General features: G+C 52.5%; 17 protein-coding genes. 7 read left to right on the forward strand and 10 right to left on the reverse strand.

Annotated elements, in window-relative coordinates; genetic code table 11:
* Nucleotides 1-241: 241 nt before the first annotated feature.
* The 5 genes from GYM67_RS08835 to GYM67_RS08855 all read left to right on the forward strand — a co-directional run bounded on the left by GYM67_RS08835 (nt 242) and on the right by GYM67_RS08855 (nt 6,226).
* Nucleotides 242-2,311: a glycoside hydrolase family 31 protein gene (locus GYM67_RS08835; protein WP_220236502.1), complete on the forward strand. Its 2,070-nt coding sequence runs from the start codon at nt 242-244 to the stop codon at nt 2,309-2,311.
* 497 nt (nt 2,312-2,808) lie between these two features.
* A complete protein-coding gene (locus tag GYM67_RS08840) occupies nt 2,809-3,978 on the forward strand; it encodes an ImmA/IrrE family metallo-endopeptidase (RefSeq protein WP_220236503.1) in 1,170 nt (389 codons plus the stop codon).
* A complete protein-coding gene (locus GYM67_RS08845) occupies nt 3,975-4,508 on the forward strand; it encodes a DUF4411 family protein (protein ID WP_220236504.1) in 534 nt (177 codons plus the stop codon). Before GYM67_RS08840 ends, GYM67_RS08845 begins: the two co-directional genes overlap by 4 nt.
* Nucleotides 4,509-4,626: 118 nt before the next feature.
* On the forward strand, nt 4,627-5,022 hold the full coding sequence (locus GYM67_RS08850; RefSeq protein ID WP_220236505.1) for a VOC family protein: 396 nt from the start codon (nt 4,627-4,629) through the stop codon (nt 5,020-5,022).
* A 310-nt stretch (nt 5,023-5,332) separates the two neighbouring features.
* Nucleotides 5,333-6,226: a 3-hydroxyacyl-CoA dehydrogenase gene (locus tag GYM67_RS08855; RefSeq protein WP_220236506.1), complete on the forward strand. Its 894-nt coding sequence runs from the start codon at nt 5,333-5,335 to the stop codon at nt 6,224-6,226.
* A 267-nt stretch (nt 6,227-6,493) separates the two neighbouring features.
* Here GYM67_RS08855 and GYM67_RS08860 read toward each other — a convergent pair whose 3' ends face one another.
* The 5 genes from GYM67_RS08860 to GYM67_RS08880 all read right to left on the reverse strand — a co-directional run bounded on the left by GYM67_RS08860 (nt 6,494) and on the right by GYM67_RS08880 (nt 10,147).
* On the reverse strand, nt 6,494-7,204 hold the full coding sequence (locus tag GYM67_RS08860) for a hypothetical protein (protein ID WP_220236507.1): 711 nt from the start codon (nt 7,202-7,204) through the stop codon (nt 6,494-6,496).
* Between the two features lie 9 nt (nt 7,205-7,213).
* Nucleotides 7,214-8,359: an SPFH domain-containing protein gene (locus tag GYM67_RS08865; RefSeq protein ID WP_220236508.1), complete on the reverse strand. Its 1,146-nt coding sequence runs from the start codon at nt 8,357-8,359 to the stop codon at nt 7,214-7,216.
* A gap of 61 nt (nt 8,360-8,420) precedes the next feature.
* On the reverse strand, nt 8,421-8,834 hold the full coding sequence (locus tag GYM67_RS08870; protein WP_258561497.1) for a hypothetical protein: 414 nt from the start codon (nt 8,832-8,834) through the stop codon (nt 8,421-8,423).
* A 47-nt stretch (nt 8,835-8,881) separates the two neighbouring features.
* Nucleotides 8,882-9,460: a zinc-ribbon domain-containing protein gene (locus GYM67_RS08875; protein WP_220236509.1), complete on the reverse strand. Its 579-nt coding sequence runs from the start codon at nt 9,458-9,460 to the stop codon at nt 8,882-8,884.
* A gap of 6 nt (nt 9,461-9,466) precedes the next feature.
* Complete coding sequence (locus tag GYM67_RS08880) at nt 9,467-10,147, reverse strand: hypothetical protein (RefSeq protein WP_220236510.1); 681 nt, start codon at nt 10,145-10,147, stop codon at nt 9,467-9,469.
* A 449-nt stretch (nt 10,148-10,596) separates the two neighbouring features.
* Here GYM67_RS08880 and GYM67_RS08885 point away from each other — a divergent pair, with 449 nt between their 5' ends.
* On the forward strand, nt 10,597-12,252 hold the full coding sequence (locus GYM67_RS08885; RefSeq protein ID WP_220236511.1) for an MFS transporter: 1,656 nt from the start codon (nt 10,597-10,599) through the stop codon (nt 12,250-12,252).
* A gap of 93 nt (nt 12,253-12,345) precedes the next feature.
* On the opposite strand, the gene GYM67_RS08890 is transcribed toward GYM67_RS08885, so the two are convergent.
* The 4 genes from GYM67_RS08890 to GYM67_RS08905 form a co-directional block, all read right to left on the reverse strand.
* Entirely contained in the window at nt 12,346-14,958 is a 2,613-nt protein-coding gene (locus tag GYM67_RS08890; protein ID WP_258561498.1) for a glycoside hydrolase family 31 protein, read from the reverse strand.
* A gap of 106 nt (nt 14,959-15,064) precedes the next feature.
* Nucleotides 15,065-15,886: a carbohydrate ABC transporter permease gene (locus tag GYM67_RS08895; protein ID WP_220236512.1), complete on the reverse strand. Its 822-nt coding sequence runs from the start codon at nt 15,884-15,886 to the stop codon at nt 15,065-15,067.
* On the reverse strand, nt 15,883-16,806 hold the full coding sequence (locus GYM67_RS08900) for a carbohydrate ABC transporter permease (RefSeq protein ID WP_220236513.1): 924 nt from the start codon (nt 16,804-16,806) through the stop codon (nt 15,883-15,885). The genes GYM67_RS08895 and GYM67_RS08900 overlap by 4 nt, the downstream gene beginning before the upstream one ends.
* 29 nt (nt 16,807-16,835) lie before the next feature.
* Nucleotides 16,836-18,239: an extracellular solute-binding protein gene (locus tag GYM67_RS08905; RefSeq protein ID WP_220236514.1), complete on the reverse strand. Its 1,404-nt coding sequence runs from the start codon at nt 18,237-18,239 to the stop codon at nt 16,836-16,838.
* Nucleotides 18,240-18,498: 259 nt separating this feature from the next.
* On the opposite strand from GYM67_RS08905, the gene GYM67_RS08910 reads away from it, so the two are divergent.
* Nucleotides 18,499-19,545 (forward strand): LacI family DNA-binding transcriptional regulator, encoded by a 1,047-nt coding sequence (locus tag GYM67_RS08910; RefSeq protein ID WP_220236515.1) that lies wholly within the window; start codon nt 18,499-18,501, stop codon nt 19,543-19,545.
* 118 nt (nt 19,546-19,663) lie between these two features.
* Here the strand turns inward: GYM67_RS08910 and GYM67_RS08915 are convergent, their stop codons facing one another.
* Nucleotides 19,664-20,083 carry a DUF4186 domain-containing protein gene (locus tag GYM67_RS08915; protein WP_220236516.1) on the reverse strand — a complete coding sequence of 140 codons (420 nt, stop codon included), beginning with the start codon at nt 20,081-20,083 and terminating at the stop codon, nt 19,664-19,666.
* Nucleotides 20,084-20,129: the final 46 nt, after the last annotated feature.

Below are 20,129 nucleotides of genomic sequence, written 5' to 3' on the forward strand. Positions count from 1 at the left end.
ATGTGTGCGTAAACGTTGGATCCGACAGGGCCGCATGCGTCCCATCACGATGGGCCCCTATAATTTTATAGGGCACAGAATCCGGAATGGGAGCCATTGATGGCTGCAGCTGTTCTGGCTTCGGTGCCAACCGCAATACCGCCGATGGTCGCACGGGAATATGTCACTACGGGAGTTGCAGCAGGTGCGGTAAGGGACTGATCTCAAAGGTGAATCAACCAATTGAAAGGGTACTGAATCAATGCAACATTCAACATTTACCACCGACGGCCAGGCGCTGCAGTGGACAGGCGACGGCGAATACCTTCGCATCGAGCCCTGGGGAACCGATTCAATACGCGTCCGATCCTCGCAGATGCACGAACCTGAAGACCCAGACTGGGCGCTTTTACGCGACCACCATGAGCCTGCAGAGGCAGTGCACATAAGCATCGATGACCAACGGGGACAGGCCACCATAATCAGCGGATCTCTAATGGTCAAGGCGCGAGCTTCGGGCGGCATTGGCACAGGCAACGGCTATACCGAGAAGTGCCTGCTCAGCTTTTGGCGCACCGACGGCAAGCTGCTCTTCAGCGAGATGAACGATGGCGGCTCCTTGAATTTAAGAGCACGCTCTTTCATTCCCATCGTGGGAGGCGACCACCAGGTCAAGGTGACATTCGTCCCTCCGGAAAACGAACGTCTGTACGGCATGGGCGAATATCAACAGAACATCATGAACCTGAAAGGCTGCACGCTCGAACTGGCCCACAGGAACTCGCAAATCTCCATACCCTTCGTCGTCTCCAGCAACGGATACGGATTCCTATGGAACAATCCGGCAGTCGGTTCCGTCAGTTTTGGGAAAAATAAGACTCAATGGTCGGCGGAGAGCACTCGACAGATTGATTATTGGATTACAACCGGTGCCGATTATCGCTCAATTATGTCCAATTACGCAGACGTTACCGGTCATGCTCCTCAGATGCCTGAATGGGGTCTGGGCTTTTGGCAGAGCAAGCTCCGCTATTGGAACCAGGATCAATTGCTGCAGGTTGCCAGAGAGTTCAAAAAACGCGGCATCCCTCTGGACCTCATTGTCATTGATTTCTTCCATTGGCCCCACATGGGTGATTTCAGATTCGAAGACGAATTCTGGCCAGATCCAGTCAGCATGAGCAAGGAATTGCACAGGATGGGAATTCGACTCATGGTGTCAATCTGGCCGCAAATAGCACTGACTTCTGAAAACTATCCAGAGATGAAAGCCAAGAATCTGCTGGTACGAGCAGACCACGGCGAAGACATCGGCATGATGTTCGAGGGACCCAGCCAGTTCTTTGATGCCACCAACCCTCGAGCCCGCCAATATGTATGGGAGAAATGCCGTGAGCACTACGCCGATGTCGGCGTCGACGCTTTCTGGCTGGATGAAGCCGAACCGGAGTATGGCACTTACGATTTCAGCAATTACCGCTACTGGGCTGGACCTGCTCAGCAGACAGCCAATTTGTATCCGCGGGAATACAACAAAGGGTTCTACGAGGGGCAGCTGGCCTACGGGCGCCAAGGACAGATCGTTAACCTCACCAGATGCGCATGGGCCGGATCCCAGCAATATGGGGCTCTTGTATGGTCGGGCGATGTAGCATCCACCTTCGAGGCGTTCAGAGCACAGATTACCTGCGCTATCCATATGGGCATGGCCGGCATTCCTTGGTTCACCACCGATCTTGGAGGCTTCCACGATGGAGATATCGACGACCCCTCGTTCCGTGAACTGTTATTGAGATGGGCGCAATTCTCCTGCTTCTCGCCGGTCATGCGCAATCACGGTGACCGTAGCCAGCATCACCCCGATGGGACCACCAAGACCGCTGTCGCTACAGCGCAAGGCGAACGACGATTGCCGTCCGGGGCGAGCAACGAACCATGGAGTTACGGAAAGTCTGTCGAAGACATCTATGTCAAGTTCATCAGGATCCGAGAACGTCTTCGCCCTTATTTGCGTGAGCTATTCGCTCAAGCGCATGAGGATGGGCAGCCGCTCATCAGGGGACTGTTCTACGAATTCCCCCATGACGACGCTGCCTCCGATATCGCCGACGAGTACATGTTCGGACCTGATCTGCTGGTCGCCCCTGTGGTAAAGGAAGGAGCCAGATCTCGACAGGTCTACCTGCCTGGGGACGCGGCTACGCAGTGGCAGGATCTTCGCGACGGGGCGATGTACGACGGGGGCCAGAGGATCACCGCAGAAGCCCCGCTGGATACCCTGCCGGTATTCGCAAGGGACAGCGGAAACCACGAGCTGCTGGGCATACTCTGATATATCCGTCGCACGGTCACGGATGTCCATTGTCATTCGCATCGGGTCGGGGCCGCTCGTCCTGACCCGACTTCTTAGTCGATCAAGACATGATTCATCCCGTTCCCGGTCTCATTGAGCTTTCACGCTCATATGCCACCCTGTGCAACGTTCACTCAGGGAGTTTGCCAAGTTATCGACTAAGTGAAAGGAGGATTAGGCAGCGGATCACCAGGTTATGATCCGTAAGAAGTCAATATCTCGGAAAGCGATTCTAGCGTAATCCATAAGTGAAGAGACAAACCAATAAACGAGTGCCGATGACCATAATTCCTGTGGGCATCAATTCCAACCGGCCTGGTCAGTAACTGGCACCGGAGCCTTTTATAGGCTTGCTCATAACCGTCAAAGAGCGAATAATGATGTCCAAAGTGCTCTGCGAAAATGACTAGTAAACACTAGCACGCAAATAGCCGTACCTATGGCCAGATAGGATTCGAGATACAGGAGGGGGAACGATGGCTCAAACAGTACGTGTCAATGTTCCTCGCACCATTCTCGATTGGGTCATGTCCATAGGCGCCAAAGACCATCTAGGTGAAGGCCAACGTAAGAATATTGATGCTTGGAAACAGGGCACCAAACGGCCTACTGTCTCACAGCTACATGACATCAGCGACAAGTTGCACGTGCCATTCGGCTACTTCTTCATGGATGAGCCCATTGATGATACGCCGCCTATCTATGCCAAACGCACTATTGGCAGTCAGCAGCCACAAGGACGTCCTTCACGAGATCTTGTGGACACCACTGACCAGATGACTGCCATTCAGGACTGGGCGAGACAAGACCGTATCGATAATGAAGGCACCCGACTGGGACAGGTGGGTTCTCGAACCATCGATGACGATAGCAAGCTTATTGCCGAGGATATTCGTCAAGCTCTGAAGATTGATGAGCGCTGGTATCGCAAATCCGGCCTGCATGAACCAGCTAAGGCTTTCAAGCTGCTGCGCGAGCGCGCTGAGGGTACTGGGATTCTCATCATGCAGAACGGAGTGGTTGGCAACAACACCAGCAGACCACTCGACCCCAAAGAATTTCGTGCTTTTGCGCTCATCGACCCATACGCCCCATTGATATTCATCAACAGGACCGACGAACCCGAAACCGCTCGCCTCTTCTCCCTGGTGCATGAGCTGGCACATGTTTGGCTGGGAGCAGATGAGTTATACAATGACACCGCCCTACCCACCGGAGTCACCAGGCTTGAACAGGTCTGCAATGAGGTAGGGGCAGCCATATTGCTGCCAGACGAAGACTTCCTGGAAACGTGGCAGAGCATTCCGGACGACACCACATTGGACGAACGGATGAAAAAGCTGAAGGCATGCTTCCCTGTTTCCCACACCACTTTGGCCCTTCATGCCCTGAAGCATAAGCTGATCAGCCAGGAAACCTTCCAGAAATGCAACCAGGCCGCCCAAACCTGGTCAGAAGGAACTAAAAATCAGCAGCACTCCGGAGGAGACTATTATAAAAACAAACTAAGCAGATTCGATTCTCGCTTTCTGGAAAGGATGGCGAGCAGCGTAGCCGAGGGCAGAACCACATATCTGGATGCTTATCGTCTCACTGGCACCAATGGTGATACTTTCACCAAACTCATGAAGAGAGCCATCTCATGACGCAGCCACTCCTTATGAATCCGCTTTTTCTTATCGATGCAAACTGCCTGATTGAGCCCTACAACCGGTACTACAACCCTCAGTTCACTCTATCTGCACCGTTCTGGCAGCATCTACATAATTTGGTTAACTCGGGCCGAGTGGCAATCATCGACAAAGTTCGCGACGAGGTATACGGTCACAACTGCCCAGAAGTCGATACCTGGTTGGATGCCATAAACAGCTTACTAGTCATCTGCGAGGAAGAGGATGGCATTATACAAGCATATAGCGCAGTGCTCAATCAGGTCGCCAGACCTGAAAATGGATACAAATCCACAGCATTTCGTGAATGGGCTAACAAACAAATTGCCGACCCCTGGTTGATCGCTACGGCGAAGTTTTACGGTGCCACTATCGTCACTTTCGAGCAAACCCAAGCTGAATCAGATCGCCCGTGGAAGCGTCCCAAGATTCCGACCGTCGCCTCCCAGCTTTCGATCAGCACCGAAAACCTATTCACCTTCATGCAGAACGATGGAGGCTTCTGAAGATTCAGACTGCAAAGCCTGTTTCATTTTCTCTCTCGCTTTCATCTTCAGACGCACCACCGCCTAGAGTAGGTGTAAGGAAGCATCGCAGCATCAAGGTACCAAAGGAGCAGCCACTATGCGGCCAATGTCGGACTACGTCAAGGATTTGCAGCACTCGGGCATGATCGCCCACGATCTGGATGAGACCATCGACTTCTACACCAACAAACTCGGGTTCGAGCTGGTCGGCATCTACCCCAACGGGGAGAACCGCTGCGCCTTCCTGCGCCTGGGCCATTTGACCATCGAGACCTGGGAGGGCGAACCTGCGCCCATGCGCACCGGAGCCATCAACCACTGGGCTCTGGACACGCCGGACATCGACGCCGCTTACGAGCACGCCCTGGAGATGGGGCTGAACATCAGGGAGGACTCCATCCAGTCCATCCCCACCTTCTGGCAGCACGGAATCCGCTACTTCAACGTCATCGGCCCCAACCAGGAAACCATCGAGTTCTGCCAGATACTCTGAATGCCCGCTGCAAGCGGGCGCAACCGCAGCCACGAAGGTCTGGGCCCTGCCCCGTACGAACAATCCCATGCCAGCAATGAGGCCCATTTGCTGATCTCCCTGCAACGGAGCCAGCTGCTCATGCCGACTATCGGGAAAGTCGCTGTAGCCGGCGGCCTGCGCACCGTTTATGGCATCTTCGAAGAAGGGGAGGGTGCTTCAAGTCCTGATCGGCCTCTCGCCGCATCGGTGGGCCTGGCCCCGTCCAAGACCTGGCTCTACTATGAAAGAGCGTATCCAACGATGGGTACCACAAATGAAAGGGGTTCCCATGACGAACATCAACATGGTCACAGTAGCCGGCGGTGGGGTGCTAGGCAGCCAGATCGCCTATCAATCGGCCTTCAAGGGCAAGAAGGTAACGGTCTACGACATCAACGACGAGGCTGTGGCGGCCGCCGAGGAGCGCGTCCGAAACCTGCGCGACCTCTATAAGAGGGACATCAATGCCACTGACGAGCAGTTCGATGCGGGCCTGAACAATCTGAGCTACAGCTCTGACCTGGCTGAAGCAGTCAAGGACGCCGACCTGGTCATCGAGGCCATCCCCGAGAAACCCTCCATCAAACATGATTTCTACCGGAGCCTGGCCAAGGCGGCCCCCGAGAAGACCATCTTCGCCAGCAACTCCTCCACCTACGTGCCCAGCACCTTCGCGGAGGACACCGGCCGACCAGACAAATTCCTGAACATGCACTTCGCCAACCAGATCTGGCGCATGAACACCGCTGAAATCATGGGCACCAAGCAGACCGACCCCAAGGTCTTCGACCTGATCGTGGACTACGCCAAGGAAATCGGCATGGTCCCCATCGTTCTGAAGAAAGAACAGCCCGGATACGTCCTGAACACCCTTCTCATCCCCCTGCTCAACGCCGCCGCATATCTCTGGGGCCACGACATCGCAGACCCGGAGACCGTGGACAAGACCTGGATGATCGGAACGGGCGCCCCCATGGGGCCCTTTGCCATCTTTGACGTCGTTGGGCTGCGGACCGCTCTCAATATCACCAAAGAGCAGCAGGGCGACAACCCCGATTACAAGCCCTTCATGGAGAAGATCCAGAAGATGATGGACGAGGGCAGGAACGGCAAGGATTCCGGGCAGGGCTTCTACACCTATCCTGATCCCGCCTTTGACAGGCCTGACTTCCTGAAGGCCTGACAGTAGGCTCTTTCTAAGGACAAAGGATCCGGCCGTCTTAGGGACCACGCCATAATCGACGGGTCTGCAGGATGGTCGGGTCCTCTTCGCTTTTAAGCCATGACGATGATTTCCGCTATGCACAATGCGTAATCTGGAGCTCCGATTCAGCCAACAGACCGTACCCGTCGACCTACTGCACGGTTCCACGACTAAAATGAGACTCTGTCAGAATGCATCTCGAGCCTCTCAAAAATTTCGTGGAACACTTCGTGAGATTCCAGTTAATCAGCGCACTCTGTTAAGAGTGTCCCGAATATGTTGAAGAGTGGGCAGATCTACACGGTCCTTGGCTGTAGCTTCTTGAATTTCATTAATGGCCTGGGAATAGAAGAGGCCAGTCGTAGCATCTGGCACCAGCGGCAGGGATTCGACCTTACGCTGGATTTGGTTGCTGATATCGCTCGCCTCCTTGTCATTCGGATCCAAACATGAATCGAGGAAGAGCACCTGAGATTTCAGTTGCGCCCGATTGGCGACCTTCTCTTCTCTGATGGCCTGCTGGCGAACCGTATGCACGTTGGCTGTAATGTTGCCGACCCATAGGGAGATGACCACTATGGTGAGCAAAACTTCGACCAGGAGGGGGATGAAAAAACCATTGGGCAATATGTGCCGCAAGGCAAGACTCCCAGACCACCAGGGGGCGTTCCAAGCTGAGAAGTAGAAAATTGCGATGATGCCTTGAATCAGATAACCGACAGCGGGAAACACCACATTCTCAGCTATCAGCCGGTAATAAAGGCTCTCGCTTCTCGAAGCGGCACCGTCATCGCTACGCGACTGAGCCACCCAGCACAGGATGGTGAACACCACCAAGAAGAACATCACAATCCACTGAGCGGGAGGTGCAAAGCCATAGGTGCCAATTTCGGCCATGAAAGCCGCACAACCTATGAGCGTCAGGACCGTTGTAAAAATCGAAACCAGATACTTCATTCAAGCCACCTACATTTCCTTGAGTATGTCGGCTTTTTTAGCCTCATACTCCTCTTGGGAAATAAGCTCCTTCGACAGCATTTCTTTCAGTCTGCTCAACCGCTCTACAGGGTCGACGGCAACCGGTTGAGGAGCTGCTTGCGCCTGTCCCATCGTCTGATTGACCATTTTGGGAATGACCTGGCCCATGCCGGCACCCATGGTCAATCCCATACCCGCCCCTAGAAGGGCTCCACCGTCAGAGCCAGGATTGGAAGCGGCACCATTCATGGCATTCAAAACCTGAGCCTGCTGATAGTTGGTGCCATAAGTCTCATAAGCAGACTGCTGGCCCTGCGCATATGCCGCTTCGCCTTGCCCCTGGGCCATACGCCCATAGAACTGCTCGCGGTTCTTGGATACCAGATCCTGTGCTTCCTGTCTGGCTTCATTGTCGATGATGTCAATTGCGGAAATGCTGAAGTTCAGTACTTTCATGCCATATTCAGCAGCAATGGGCGCGATTTCATTCTCGATGGTCTTGGCATAGGTTACAGCATTGGCAGGCACTGAGATAAGAGGCCCCGCCCACTTGGTCAGCTCAGTGGTCAAGATGGAAATGATGTGGCCAAGGAACTGATTGCGGAAGTAGTCGGTAATCGACTCCTGATTGCTAAGATCATAGTTGTTGCCAATCAATTGAGTGAGGAAGATGCCGCAATCGTCCACTTTGATGCGATACGCGCCTCTTGCCCTCACCTCGGTTTCGACGCCAATCCCCTGGAATTGGTCAGAGAGCGCCTTGTCGTAGACCTTGATAGGCGTCTGTGTGCCCCACTTGATTTCCCTGCTAGTCGCCGTACGAACGAAATAGACCAGCGAATGGAACGAAGAGACTCCACCGGAGAGGCTGTTCCGCAGGCGGGATATAAAGGGATAATTGGCACTGTTCAGGGTATAACTACCCGGATCGAAAATCTGCTCGATCGTACCCTGATAGACAAAGATGGCTTTTTCTCCGGGACCTACCACCAAGGTGGTTCCGTTGTTGAAGTCTTCCTCGGGGTTTTTGAATATGAGTGTGTCATTATCTGAACGGTTCTTGATGACATCGACAAAGTGCTTCTCACCATCCGCAAAAGCGGCTTCATTGGAGTTGCGCTTGAATACAGCCATCTGTACACCCCTCTTTCCTATGCACTGTTCAATCCGTATCCATTACCTGGTCAAGCAACAATCAGTCGTCATATTCATCCCACAGACTCACAAGACCATGGGCAGAATTCAGGAAGGACTCTGAGCCTTCATAAGTGTTGGACTTCAGTTCCAGCTTTTTCCCTGTCCTCATACTGATGACGCAACCAAAGTCATCCACTCGAATATCGACTATGTTCTTGAACCGATACACATCAAAGAAGGTGCGGCCTGGAGGTGTCGCGTCCCCAGCCTCGTCGGGCTGGAGTTCAAACATGGCGGAGTATATTTTTTTATTCCCAAACATCCAGACGGTGATCATCATATGACCGTTCATTTGCTGGATGTAGGAAACCGGTTCCACCCTGCTCACTTCGTCCTCGTCGAAAATGCCGCAGATCTCCATAGCCGTGGCCTTACGCCTATCTATGGCAACGCTGTAATCTTCGAAACTCACTCCTATTCCCACCTTTCCCGAATCACAAACTTCAGCATCGATCTTCACTACATCAACAATTCGTTCATCTCTTGGCTGTCAGAATCGGTCAGTCCTCCTTGCTTGGCTGCTTCCATTACCTTCTTGGATGATTGCGAATACCTGATGTAGCGCTGCTCAAAAAGTCGTTTGATCAATAATGATTTCGCACACAGATACTGGGGATGTGGATTCATCTCAATCGCAGAATCCAGAGTCGCCATTATTGACTCCGCCTCTTTGAGCTTTATCTTGAACGGTTTTTGAGACTTGAACCTGCTTAATGCAATATGAAAAAGAACATCGGAATCGTTAGAACCATTTTCCACAGCCTTTTCCAAGTTCTTAGCGGCTTCTTGGTATTGGCCCCTGTCAAAAAGGACATACCCCAATGAAGCCAGCACTTTCGGATCATTGGGCGAATCCTTCAGCACCTCCTGGTACTTATCAAGGAATCGTGCCGAGTCCTTATAAGTGGCTCGACGAACCTGTTTAAAGTTCAACGAAGTTACAACAACAGGTCTTCCACAATAAGGACATTGCTTGCTCGAAGCCGAAAGTGGTGCCCCGCAGCCGGGGCACACGATATCCGAATCAACCGAAGGCATGATGCATCAACGGCGCCGCATCGATCTGTTTATGTCGGCCATGCCCTTCTGAATAGCCTGCGTCTGCTCGGCCTGTGCGGCCAAAGCACGCCTAGACTGTTCAGCCTGAGCTTCCATGTTCTTCTGCATCTGTCGCTGCTGCTGCTCAAAGCCACGGGCATTGTCATCAAGACTCTTTAGGAACAGATCATCAATCTTCTTGAAAAGACCCGTAGCAGGCGAGTGCAGTGTCTCAGCATGTCCAATAGAGTCGACGAAGCCATCGAAGAATCCATTCCATTCAGCGAGTAGATTGGCAGACTTGTTTGCATCAATCTTCTTGAAAACGAAGTGGCAAATTATGCCAGCGATGACCATTATGAATCCAAGAACGCGAAGTTTCTCATTAACAACGCACAGGAGCCCTAGTATAATCAACGCAATTTTGACGAGTAGGAAGATAATATGTTGAGTTTTCAGTTTCTTCTCTTCTGCTTCAATTGCAGAACGCTTATCGGGAAGTTGCTGGTTGAAAGAGGTATTCAGATTAGTCAGCTGCTGCGAAAAGTCATCAGGTAAAATCCTGTCCGGCCCTTCCAAATTAGCCGTACGGATCATGCTCAACTGATTTTTGGCATTGCCATAAGCAACATTGACATCGTCGCTGTGATCAAAACCAAGAGCAACAATATTTTCTTTGTATCCCATTCTTCAGTCTCCTTGATTTGGATAAACATCAGGGAGGAGAATGCATGAATTATGGCTTAGCTTATGGCCTACCCCCCCCCCCGCAATACGGGCAGGGCATTAAACAAACCTTTAGCGAAAGCAGACATCATTACCTCTTTCGTTCCCCTGCGATGTTCTTGACAAGCTGACTATACCACTACATATACGACAGCAGTCAAGAAGTCCTGAAATGCGACCTCTTGAAACAACATATACAGGCCTCTTTTTTGTATCTGTCTGTCTTTAATTGATCGGGAATGCAAAACCACTGGATTCGAGGGCGCATCTACATTCTTCCGCACTGAAGAAAGCTGCGTGGTAAGCTGTATACTTATGACATTTTTGTGAAAACCGCTAAAGGAAGAGGCAGACAGGGAAATCACAAGGCGGAAAAGACGAACAACGGCCTGGTGGCCGGAGAAGGAATAATGGCAGAGGACGATATAATTTCGGCCGCGGACAGCGGTCAGCACGAGCAGAAACGGCGCGATAAGCACACAGCCAAGCAGATCAAAAAACAGCAGGCCGCAGCAAAACGCAAGGCCCGCAAACAGAACCCCCGGCAGCATCGGGGCTGGAGCGAGCGCCTGCACCTGACCGACATCAACGTGGTGGACAGATCCACCCTCAAGCGGGCCATCGCCGGCACCGTGGTCGGTAACTTTATGGAATGGTACGACGTGGGGGTCTACGGCTACCTGGCAGTCACCATCGGCCGCGTCTTCCTATCCAACGCATCCGATGCCGTGCAACGGCTCTTCTCTTTGGGCGTCTTCGCTGTCACCTTCATCGCCCGTCCCCTGGGTGGCGTGGTCCTGGGCCAGCTGGGCGACAAGGTCGGCCGCCAGCGCATCCTGGCCTTCACCCTGCTGAGCATGTCAGCAGCCACCCTGCTGATCGGCCTCCTGCCCAGCTATGCGGCCGTCGGTCCCCTGGCACCCATCCTGCTCATCCTGCTCAAACTGATCCAAGGGTTCTCTACAGGCGGCGAGTACGCGGGCGCCTCGACCATGGTCACCGAATACTCACCTGACCGGCATCGCGGCTTTTTCGCTTCCCTGCTGGATGTAGGATCCTACTTGGGCTACGCTTTCGGGGCTGCTTTGGTCTCCCTGCTGGAATTCTCCATTTCCCCTCAGGCCATGCTGGCCTGGGGCTGGCGCATCCCCTTCATCATCGCTCTCCCACTGGCCGCCATCGCGGTCTACTTCCGGGCCAAGGTCCAGGACACGCCCGCCTTCCGCCAAGCTCAGGATGCCAGCGACGAGAAGACCAAGAGCCAGCACAAGGGCCTGTTGGATCTGATCCGGGGCTATTGGCGGGAGCTGCTCATGGCCTTCATCCTGGTGGCAGCGGCCAACACCCTGAGCTATACGCTGACCGCCTACATGCCCACCTACCTGTCGGGCACCCTGCACTACAACACGGCCCAGGCCAACCTGCTCTCCCTGCCGGTCCTGCTTATGGTGGCCTGTTGCATCCCCATTACCGGAGCCCTTTCCGATCGCTTTGGCCGCAAGAAGGTGCTGTTCATGGGGGCGATCACTGGACTCTGTCTGTCCCTGCCGGCCTTCCGACTGCTGGAGCATGAGACCACAGGTGCCGTCTTCGGTGGACTGGTCCTGCTGGCCATCCCGGTCATCTTCTTCGTGGCCAATCTGGCCTCCACCCTGCCGGCACTCTTCCCCACTGCTTCCCGTTACGGCGGCATGGGACTGTCCTACAACCTGGCCGTAGCCGTCTTCGGCGGCACCGCGCCTGTCATCATGGAAGGGCTGGTGACCGCGACTGGCAAGTCCCTGGCACCTGCCTACTGGATCATGTTCACCTCGACCTGCGGTCTTGTTACCGTGCTCTTCCTGGCGGAGACCGCCCGGCGCCCCATGCCCGGCACCTTGCCTACTGTGCTCAACCGACAGGAGGCACGCGACTTGGTGGCAACCCAGGACCGCAACCCCGACCTGGACGTGAAGACCATCATCAAGGATGCCGAAGAGAGCGGAGTGCGTAAGATGCCGAAAAAACTGGCTGCCGAAGTTATGAAAAAACTGGGCAGCAACAAATCGACTACTGGAACCAAATAAAAGAGCGGAACAAGCTTCCTCTATCCTGATACAAAATGGATTGTCGGCTCCGGAGACAGACCCGGAGCCGACAATCTATTAGTCTCAATAAGCTCAAGAACGCAACAGTATCTCAGTCAAAGCTGATTGAACCGACCGTGGCACTGCTGAAGTCACCCCCTGTTCGCCGCCAGGGAATCCAGCTTGCAGGGTATCCAAGCCCGCAAGCGCATCCACTCCTTGCCTGGACACCATATCTGCGAGCTGATCTTTAACTTCAAAAGAGATCTGAGCTTTCTTTAAGACCTCACTGGAGTCATTCATCACGGGGTTGCTGGCCAGTTCAGCCCGATCAGGCAATATCTCAACCTTAGAACCAACTGGCACCCTACCTAGGTCAAGCCAGACTGTAAGTGTTGATTCGTCATACGTCGTTGCGACTCTCCTCTCGCTACCGTCAATCCGCACTTTGCAATCCGTAGGTGCCCAACCGCGTAAAGCTACTTCCCAATACCTCTGGGATGGCAAGGCTTCAGCGCATCCATTAACAGCATCTATCGTGACTACGCCGCCGGAAGACCAGTTAAGGCGGATAGCAGTCCTTGCGGCACCCGCCTCCCGCTCAGCCTTGTCAAGATTAGGAGAAACAGGGAAACGTCCAGCATCCTCGATCAAGGTGAAGCAACCGTCTGCACCAGGGAAAACCATCAGGACCATCTGTTCGGGGTTGTCAGAAAGTGGATGGCAATCGGCCGATAGTCCATTCCTGGTGCCCGCCACAAGTTTGCAACGCCCAACAGGATAGTTGTCAGGAGAGGAAACGCGCTCTTCACCCGGGGTTTCATAGGCAGACCCTAAAGGAATAATTCCCCCAGCTTTTGCCAAGATTGGCACCCTGTCGATTGTCCGCCACAGGCTCAACCTGCGACCTTGCGGATCCCTAGCTTGGTAATGACGACCGTCCAAGCAATCGAACCAGTCCCCTGAAGGCAGCCAGGTTAGGCTCTCCCCCATCCTGGTAATGACATCGACAGGCTGCGAGATCGGGGAAACCAGGATCTGGCTGCCAAACCAGTATTCGCCGGGAAACGCATAAGCATCCTCGCATTCTGGATCTTCCCAGTAAAGAGGCTGAACCAAGGGGAGCCCTTCGTATGCTGCCCGCCAGTTCATTGTATAGAGATAGGGTATTAGCGCCTGTCGTAAGCGCAAGGCGTTCTCCATAGCACCTCGGTAGGGCTGAGGATATTCCCAGGGCTCCTTCCCCTCAAAGGGCGAAGCTGATGAGTGCAGACGGTTGATGGGACTAAAGGTACCCAACTGATACCATCTGGCCTCCAGTTCGTCATCCCTACACCCTTTCATATGGCCGCCAATATCATGACTCCACCAACCAAAACCGATGTTGCTGGCAGTCGCCGTGAAGTAAGGCTGGAACTTCATTGAATTCCAAGTAACTATGGTGTCGCCGGAGAATCCTATCGGGTACCGATGCGACCCAGGGCCGGCATACCTGGAAAGAATCAGGGGCCAATGACTGGAACGTGCACTGTCTAAGTAGTGGAAGTGATTAAGCATCCACAAAGGGTCCAGTCCCGGCACCCGAGTCACACCCCCCTGCTGCCAGTCCAGCCACCAAAAATCAACTCCCTGGGACTCCAGCTGATGATGCATTTTCATGTAGGCCTTAAGGAAGCGGATGTTCGTGAGATCAAACATAATTGGATCTCCCTTGTCTGCATCCACCCCCAATGTCCATGCCATATCAGCATACGGCTCCTCAAATGCTCTAATCCCATCTCTGGGATGAACATTGAGAGAAACACGCAAATCCCTCTTATGAAGAGAACGGAGGAAACCCACAGGGTCCGGAATCAGCCATCGATTCCAAGTATACCCAGTCCATCCGGATCCGTACTTTGGATCAACCGAATCCGTCAAATGCCAATCCATGTCCATGACGGCAACGGTGAATGGTAACCCAGATGCTCGGAAACGATCCATAAGACCTAGATACTCCGCTGAGGTATAGGGGTGGAAACGACTCCACCAGTTTCCAAGAGCCCACCTGGGAAGAAGTGGAACAGGTCCGGTTAACTGGTAAAAATCCGCTAGAGCCTCTCGATAACGATGGCCATAGGCAAACAAATAGATATCTGTCTCCTTGTTTTCCCTGGAGATGATCCAATGACCATACGGGTCTTTCACCTCCCCAACTCGGTCAGTGCGAACAATAAGGTTCGAAGTTGAATCGTCCAGAATGGCCCACCCATCGCGGGATATGACACCGTCTCCCAATGCGATCGAACCATCAGCCTCGTCAAGAGTTCTCGCTGTCCCATGCAGGTTATGCAGGGAATCATCACCGAAATGCCAAGTGTTGAACTGATTGGAGACCCCTTTCACCATGGCACTGAGCCCCTCCTTGGCAAAGGAGTTGTAATCATATTCCAGCCTTAGTGCTGGCGTATCAATGACAAGCTTTTCATCTCCTTTTATTATACGTGCATGGATTTGGTCAGGATCGGTGAAGTTTCTGTTGATTACGGTTTGAGTGGCCTGGTCTTCAAAGACCCCGTTCGCGGACCATTCCAGCCTGATCAGGGAATCGCTCAGGATCCCTATCCTCCAGTGATCCCCACAGATGGTCCACCTTGCATTCATGGTTGGCCTAAGCTTGTTATTAAACACAGAGAAGCCTCGATATGAGTCATCTATTCCCCGCATAGAATAATTCCTTTCTCTGTTTTGTCATATACAGACCCGCATCAAGAAAGCCTCCATGTAAGAAACTAGAAAAATGTTCCATTGAAGAGATCATCTTGACTATTGCTTACTTGCCGCTCCCACTGGCTACTCCAGCTATGAATTGCTTCTGGAAAACCACATACACCACCAGCACCGGGATAATGGCGATAGAAGTTGCAGCGAACAAGCCGCCGTAATCGGTCCCATATCGCCCACTGAACATTTTCAGTCCCACGGAGAGCAGCTGTTTCTTCTCATCGGTGATCATCAAGAACGGCCAGAGGTAATCCTCCCAATTCCAGAGGAAGGTAAATATGGCCAAAGCGGATATGGAATTCCTGCTCATGGGCAGAATGATGCGGTGGAAAATTACCGTATCCCCGGCACCATCCAATTTGGCCGCTTCCACGATTTCATCCGGTATTCCCCCAATCGATTGGCGGAAAAGGAAGACACCGAAAGCGTTGACAAGTCCCGGTGCCAGCAGAGCTTTGTAGGTATCCAGCCAACCAAACTTGGTCATCATCTCATATTGAGGAATGATGGTGACCGCCCACGGCACCATCATGGTGCTAAGCACAATACCGAATATCAAATTGCGCCCTCTGAACCTCATCTTCGAAAACACATATCCCAATGCTGCGCTTGTGTAGATGATCACGACCGTCTTGAACGATGACACGAACAAAGAATTCAAAAAGAGACGAAGAAAATCGAACTTCTCTTGTATGCCACGGTAATTGCTCAGAGTTGTGGGCCTAGGGAAGACACCGCCTGACACTTTCACGATCTCGCTGTTGGGCGCAAATGACGAAATGAACATCCAAACAAAGGGGATGATTGTGATCAGAGCAAGGATGAAGAGCATCCCGGTCAGGATCCAGGACCACATTTTCCTTGCCCTCATGATTCCTCCATATCCATGTCGCCTGAGGCCTTGAACATCAGAATCGTGAGCATTCCTGTCATGATAAAGAGAAGAACACTCATGGCCGAAGCCGTGCCGAACTTGTATTTCTGGAAGGCCTCATCGAAGATGAGGTAGCTGATTGTGTATGTTTGCGTTCCGGGTCCACCGCCAGTCATGATCATGATCTGCACGTACGCCTGAAGATAGCTGATCAGGGAAGTGATGACGATGAAGAGAGTCATCGGCTTCAACAGTGGAAGCGTGATCTTCCAGAAAGTCTGCCAGGCATTGGCTCCATCAATCGCAGCGGCCTCGTATACGCTACTCGGCAAACTCATCAAAGCTCCCAGATAGAGTACGACTGCGTATCCGAAATCCTTCCATATTGTCATAATGATGACGGCCGGCAAGGCCCAGTTAGGATCCTTTAGCCAGTTGATGTCCAGTCCAAGGACCCGGTCGATCATGCCGAACTGCGGGTCAAACATCCAAACCCATACAAAGGCCACCGCCACCATGGGAGTAATGGTCGGCATATAGAAGAGACCGCGCAGCGTATCCTTGGCCTTGACCAGCTTCGAACTGAGCAAAAGCGCCAAGCCCAGACCGAGAACGATACGGAACACGACCGATACCAGGCAAAAGACAGCCGTGTTCCCTATGGACTTCCAAAACAGACCGTCGGAAAGCACCTGACGGAAATTATCAAAACCGACCCATTCATAGGTACCTATCAGTGGATTCCACTCATGCATGCTACCTGCGAATGCCTTGAATATCGGGTAGATCATGAACACGCTGAAATATACGACCAGAGCTGCAAGAGATACGTTTCTCATCGTGAACACACGACCGAGGCCCTTACCAGTCTGGATGGTCTTGCTGCCTGTGTGACTTGTTTTCGTCACTGCCTTCATAGCTGTGCCTTCCGACGTCCATTCATGGTCTATCGCCTTGCCTCCTCATAGAAGGCGTAGGCAGGCTCAAGGGATTTGAACCCGGTGCCTTTGATGTCTTTCTCCATCAAGGCCTGGGTCGAGTCCAGAGCGCTATCAATCGACTTATGGTTCTGGAAAACGTCCTGGAAAGACTTCTTGGCGCTTGATTCCATAGTTGAAGGTGTCGGTCCGGGCCAAATCAAACGGTCGATCCTCGGCTTGATAGCGGCCATGATCGGCATAGAAAGAATCTCTGGATCGTTCTGCAGAGATTTCTTAGCCGGGAACGAATTGAAGGCCTTTGCATCATCCTTGATGAACTTGTCATTGGCGAGGATGTACTTAAGAAAGTCCTGTGCCGCAACCTGCTGTTCTTTGGACTGGTTCTTGTTGACACCGGGGGTTGATTCTCCGTTGTAACGATCATAGGCAAAAGGCGTCTCTTCAGTGAACGTTGGGGTTGCGAAGACTCCGTATTCGATATCCGGATACTTCTGCTTCAAAGTGCCAGCGAAGCCTCCCCACTGGTATACCATTGCTGTCTGCCCATTGCCGAAGCTCTGACCCATGTCCACACCGAACGCTGTTGAAGCCACCTTGTATTTGTCATACAGGTCCTTGATGAACTGCATGTTCTCTTTTGTTGTTTCATTTTTATAGTTGGGCTTCGTTCCTGAGGAATCAAACATGAGCTCGCCCTTTTGATAATTGAGCCCCTGCCAAAGACCGGGATAGCCCGCGCTTGCTTCGTCCCCATTGAGGTTAAAACCGGATTGCACCATCTTGGAACCATCCCATTTGGTGAGCTTTTGGGCGTCTGTAACTAACTGGTCCCAAGTCTTCGGAATGTCGGAATCGGTCAAGTTGGCTTCTTTCCAAAGCCTCTTGTTGTAATAGATATTCCCCGTGTTGATGACCGTATCGATGTAATAAGCCTTGCCTTTCTCAAGGTGGGCGGAGACCCCGGTGTAATCGGCTTTGAGCTTGTCTGCTGGTATGCCAATCGGGGCCATATAGGGCTTTAGGAGGGCATCTTGTGAATTATGGACAGCAAAGAGCACTGGCCCATTCTTGCCTTTTAAGGCCAGGGGCACCTTTGTCCAATAATCAGCCCAAGCAACATTCACAATTTTAAAGGTGACATTAGGGTGAATCTTCTGATAATCACGGGTCATAGAACTGATAGGGTCCTGTTCCTTGTCGACCCAAGACCAGTATTCGAGCTGGATAGGCTTGCCTTTATTCACAAGGTGATTCGGGTCGTACTTGACATTCACTCCAAGAGTTTTCAATCCCTTGTCGGCTTTAGTGTCCGTCTGGCCTCCCCCCTGGCCACCCCCTGCGCCACATGCTGACAAAGCTATTATGCTAACGGTCGCAAAAAATGTAGCCAATATGCGTCTTTCTCGCATTGTTTTTCCTACCTCCTTGTAAGATATTTACTTGCAAAACCTATTGTATATCAAAGGAACAGTCTCTATGTTCAACTAGTCAGAATAAAAGGTCTATTAATGCGACCCTTAGCATTATTTAGCTATTTTTCTGAAAACAATTAACCTCTATTACACCCCATACGCGGCGTGTCGATCTAATCCATCTGCAAGCGAGGATAAAGTGGGCGATTGTTATACTTACAGAGTTGGTTACATTTTCTCCGCATTGAGGTGGCAAGTGTTCAAAGCCAGCGTTTACGACGTTGCTCGCGAAGCAGGGGTGTCGATTTCGACAGTATCGAGATCTTTCACCAGTCCAGAAAAGGTATCCGCGAAAACACGGGCGAAGGTAATGAAGGCCGCTGAGGCCATGAATTTTACCGTTACGCACACGGCAGCCAGCCTCAAAACAGGCCGGACATTCCGAGCGGCACTGCTGGTTGGCAGCGAACGCTTGGATTGGTTTGGCTCCTTGGTACGCGAAGGACTGGACTCCATCCTCCATCCGGCTGGTTACGACACCTCCGTCTATCCCATCGGCGACTCCGAAGAACAGGAACATTTCTTTGCCGAGCTGCCTATCAGGAGAAACGTCGATCTGGTTTTTGTCTCCTCCTTCGACATCACTTCCAAGGAAACCAGCCGCCTGAACAGTATCAATGTACCGATTATCGGTATCAACGTCGAATCGAACCATGATCTGGACGGCTCAGTGAAAATCAATGACACAAAGGGCACCAAGATGGCGGTCAATCATCTACTTGCACTGGGGCATAGAAACATCGCGTATATGCACATCTCGCCAAAGTCGCCCCTGCACTTCAGTTCTTTGAACCGTTTGCAAGGATTCCTAGCAGCCTGCAGACAGTGGCCGGAACCAGTGAAAACCGAATTGATAAAGTTGCAACCTGGACAAGACGTGTTCAGCTCTTTTGTCTCTCAGATCCAAAGCATGGAAAGCCGCCCGACTGCTCTCTGCTGCCAGGATGATTCGGTAGCTATCCCGCTGCTTTTCAAGCTCAACCGTTTTAGGCTCACTGTCCCAGGCAATCTTTCCCTGATTGGTTTCGACGACAGCACTTACGCAGATAAAATCGGGCTGACAACAATTCACCAGGATCCTTTCGACCTGGGTGCCAAGGCTGGTTCGCTTGCATTGGAATTGCTGAAGAAAACCCCACCGAAGAATCCATACATAACCTTGGACACCCAGATCATGATTCGCAACACGACCGCTCCGATTGAAGACACCCGCCCTCTGGATGAATGGGCCTGCAATTCATGATTTCACACCGACGTAAGTGTGATACGAAAATATTTCCTTGAGAAACACTAAAAACACGGCATTAGTGGACAGATCACCATAACATTCATCGGATCGGATCAAGCAAGTAAAATGAGGTTTAAAGCAATCCCAAGGCAGATACCGGATGATTGACCAAATCCCGCTCGATCCAGGCCATGACCAGACTGGCCAGGGCATCAACCTCTGCATCGGTCAGAGCCCGGCCGCGCGGGATGCGATGCCAGCGCTCGATGCACCCGCGGCAGCAGGTGGCCGTGGCATGCTGGGCCGTGAAGACCGGATGCCCGCGGTAGGGGGTCTGCTTGCCGTCCTTCAAAGGGTGGGCAGGCCCCACGCGCTTGGCCAGCATCTCATGGGCGTGGCGGTCGATGGTATCCCTGCCCTTGGCGCGGGCGTAGGCGCGATCCTTGGCCGATAGAGAGAATCCAGCGCGGAAACGCGAATGCTCCAATCTGGCAAGAGTGTCCTGAATCCAGGCCTCATCTGCTTCAACTGACGCTGATCCGCTGCTGGTCATTCCCTGCTCGCCTCCATGTTCAGCCTTACCAAAGAGTCTGTACCCA

Origin of the sequence: Bifidobacterium asteroides, assembly GCF_019469425.1 — a bacterium.
Classification (GTDB): Bacteria; Actinomycetota; Actinomycetes; order Actinomycetales; family Bifidobacteriaceae; genus Bombiscardovia; species Bombiscardovia asteroides_I.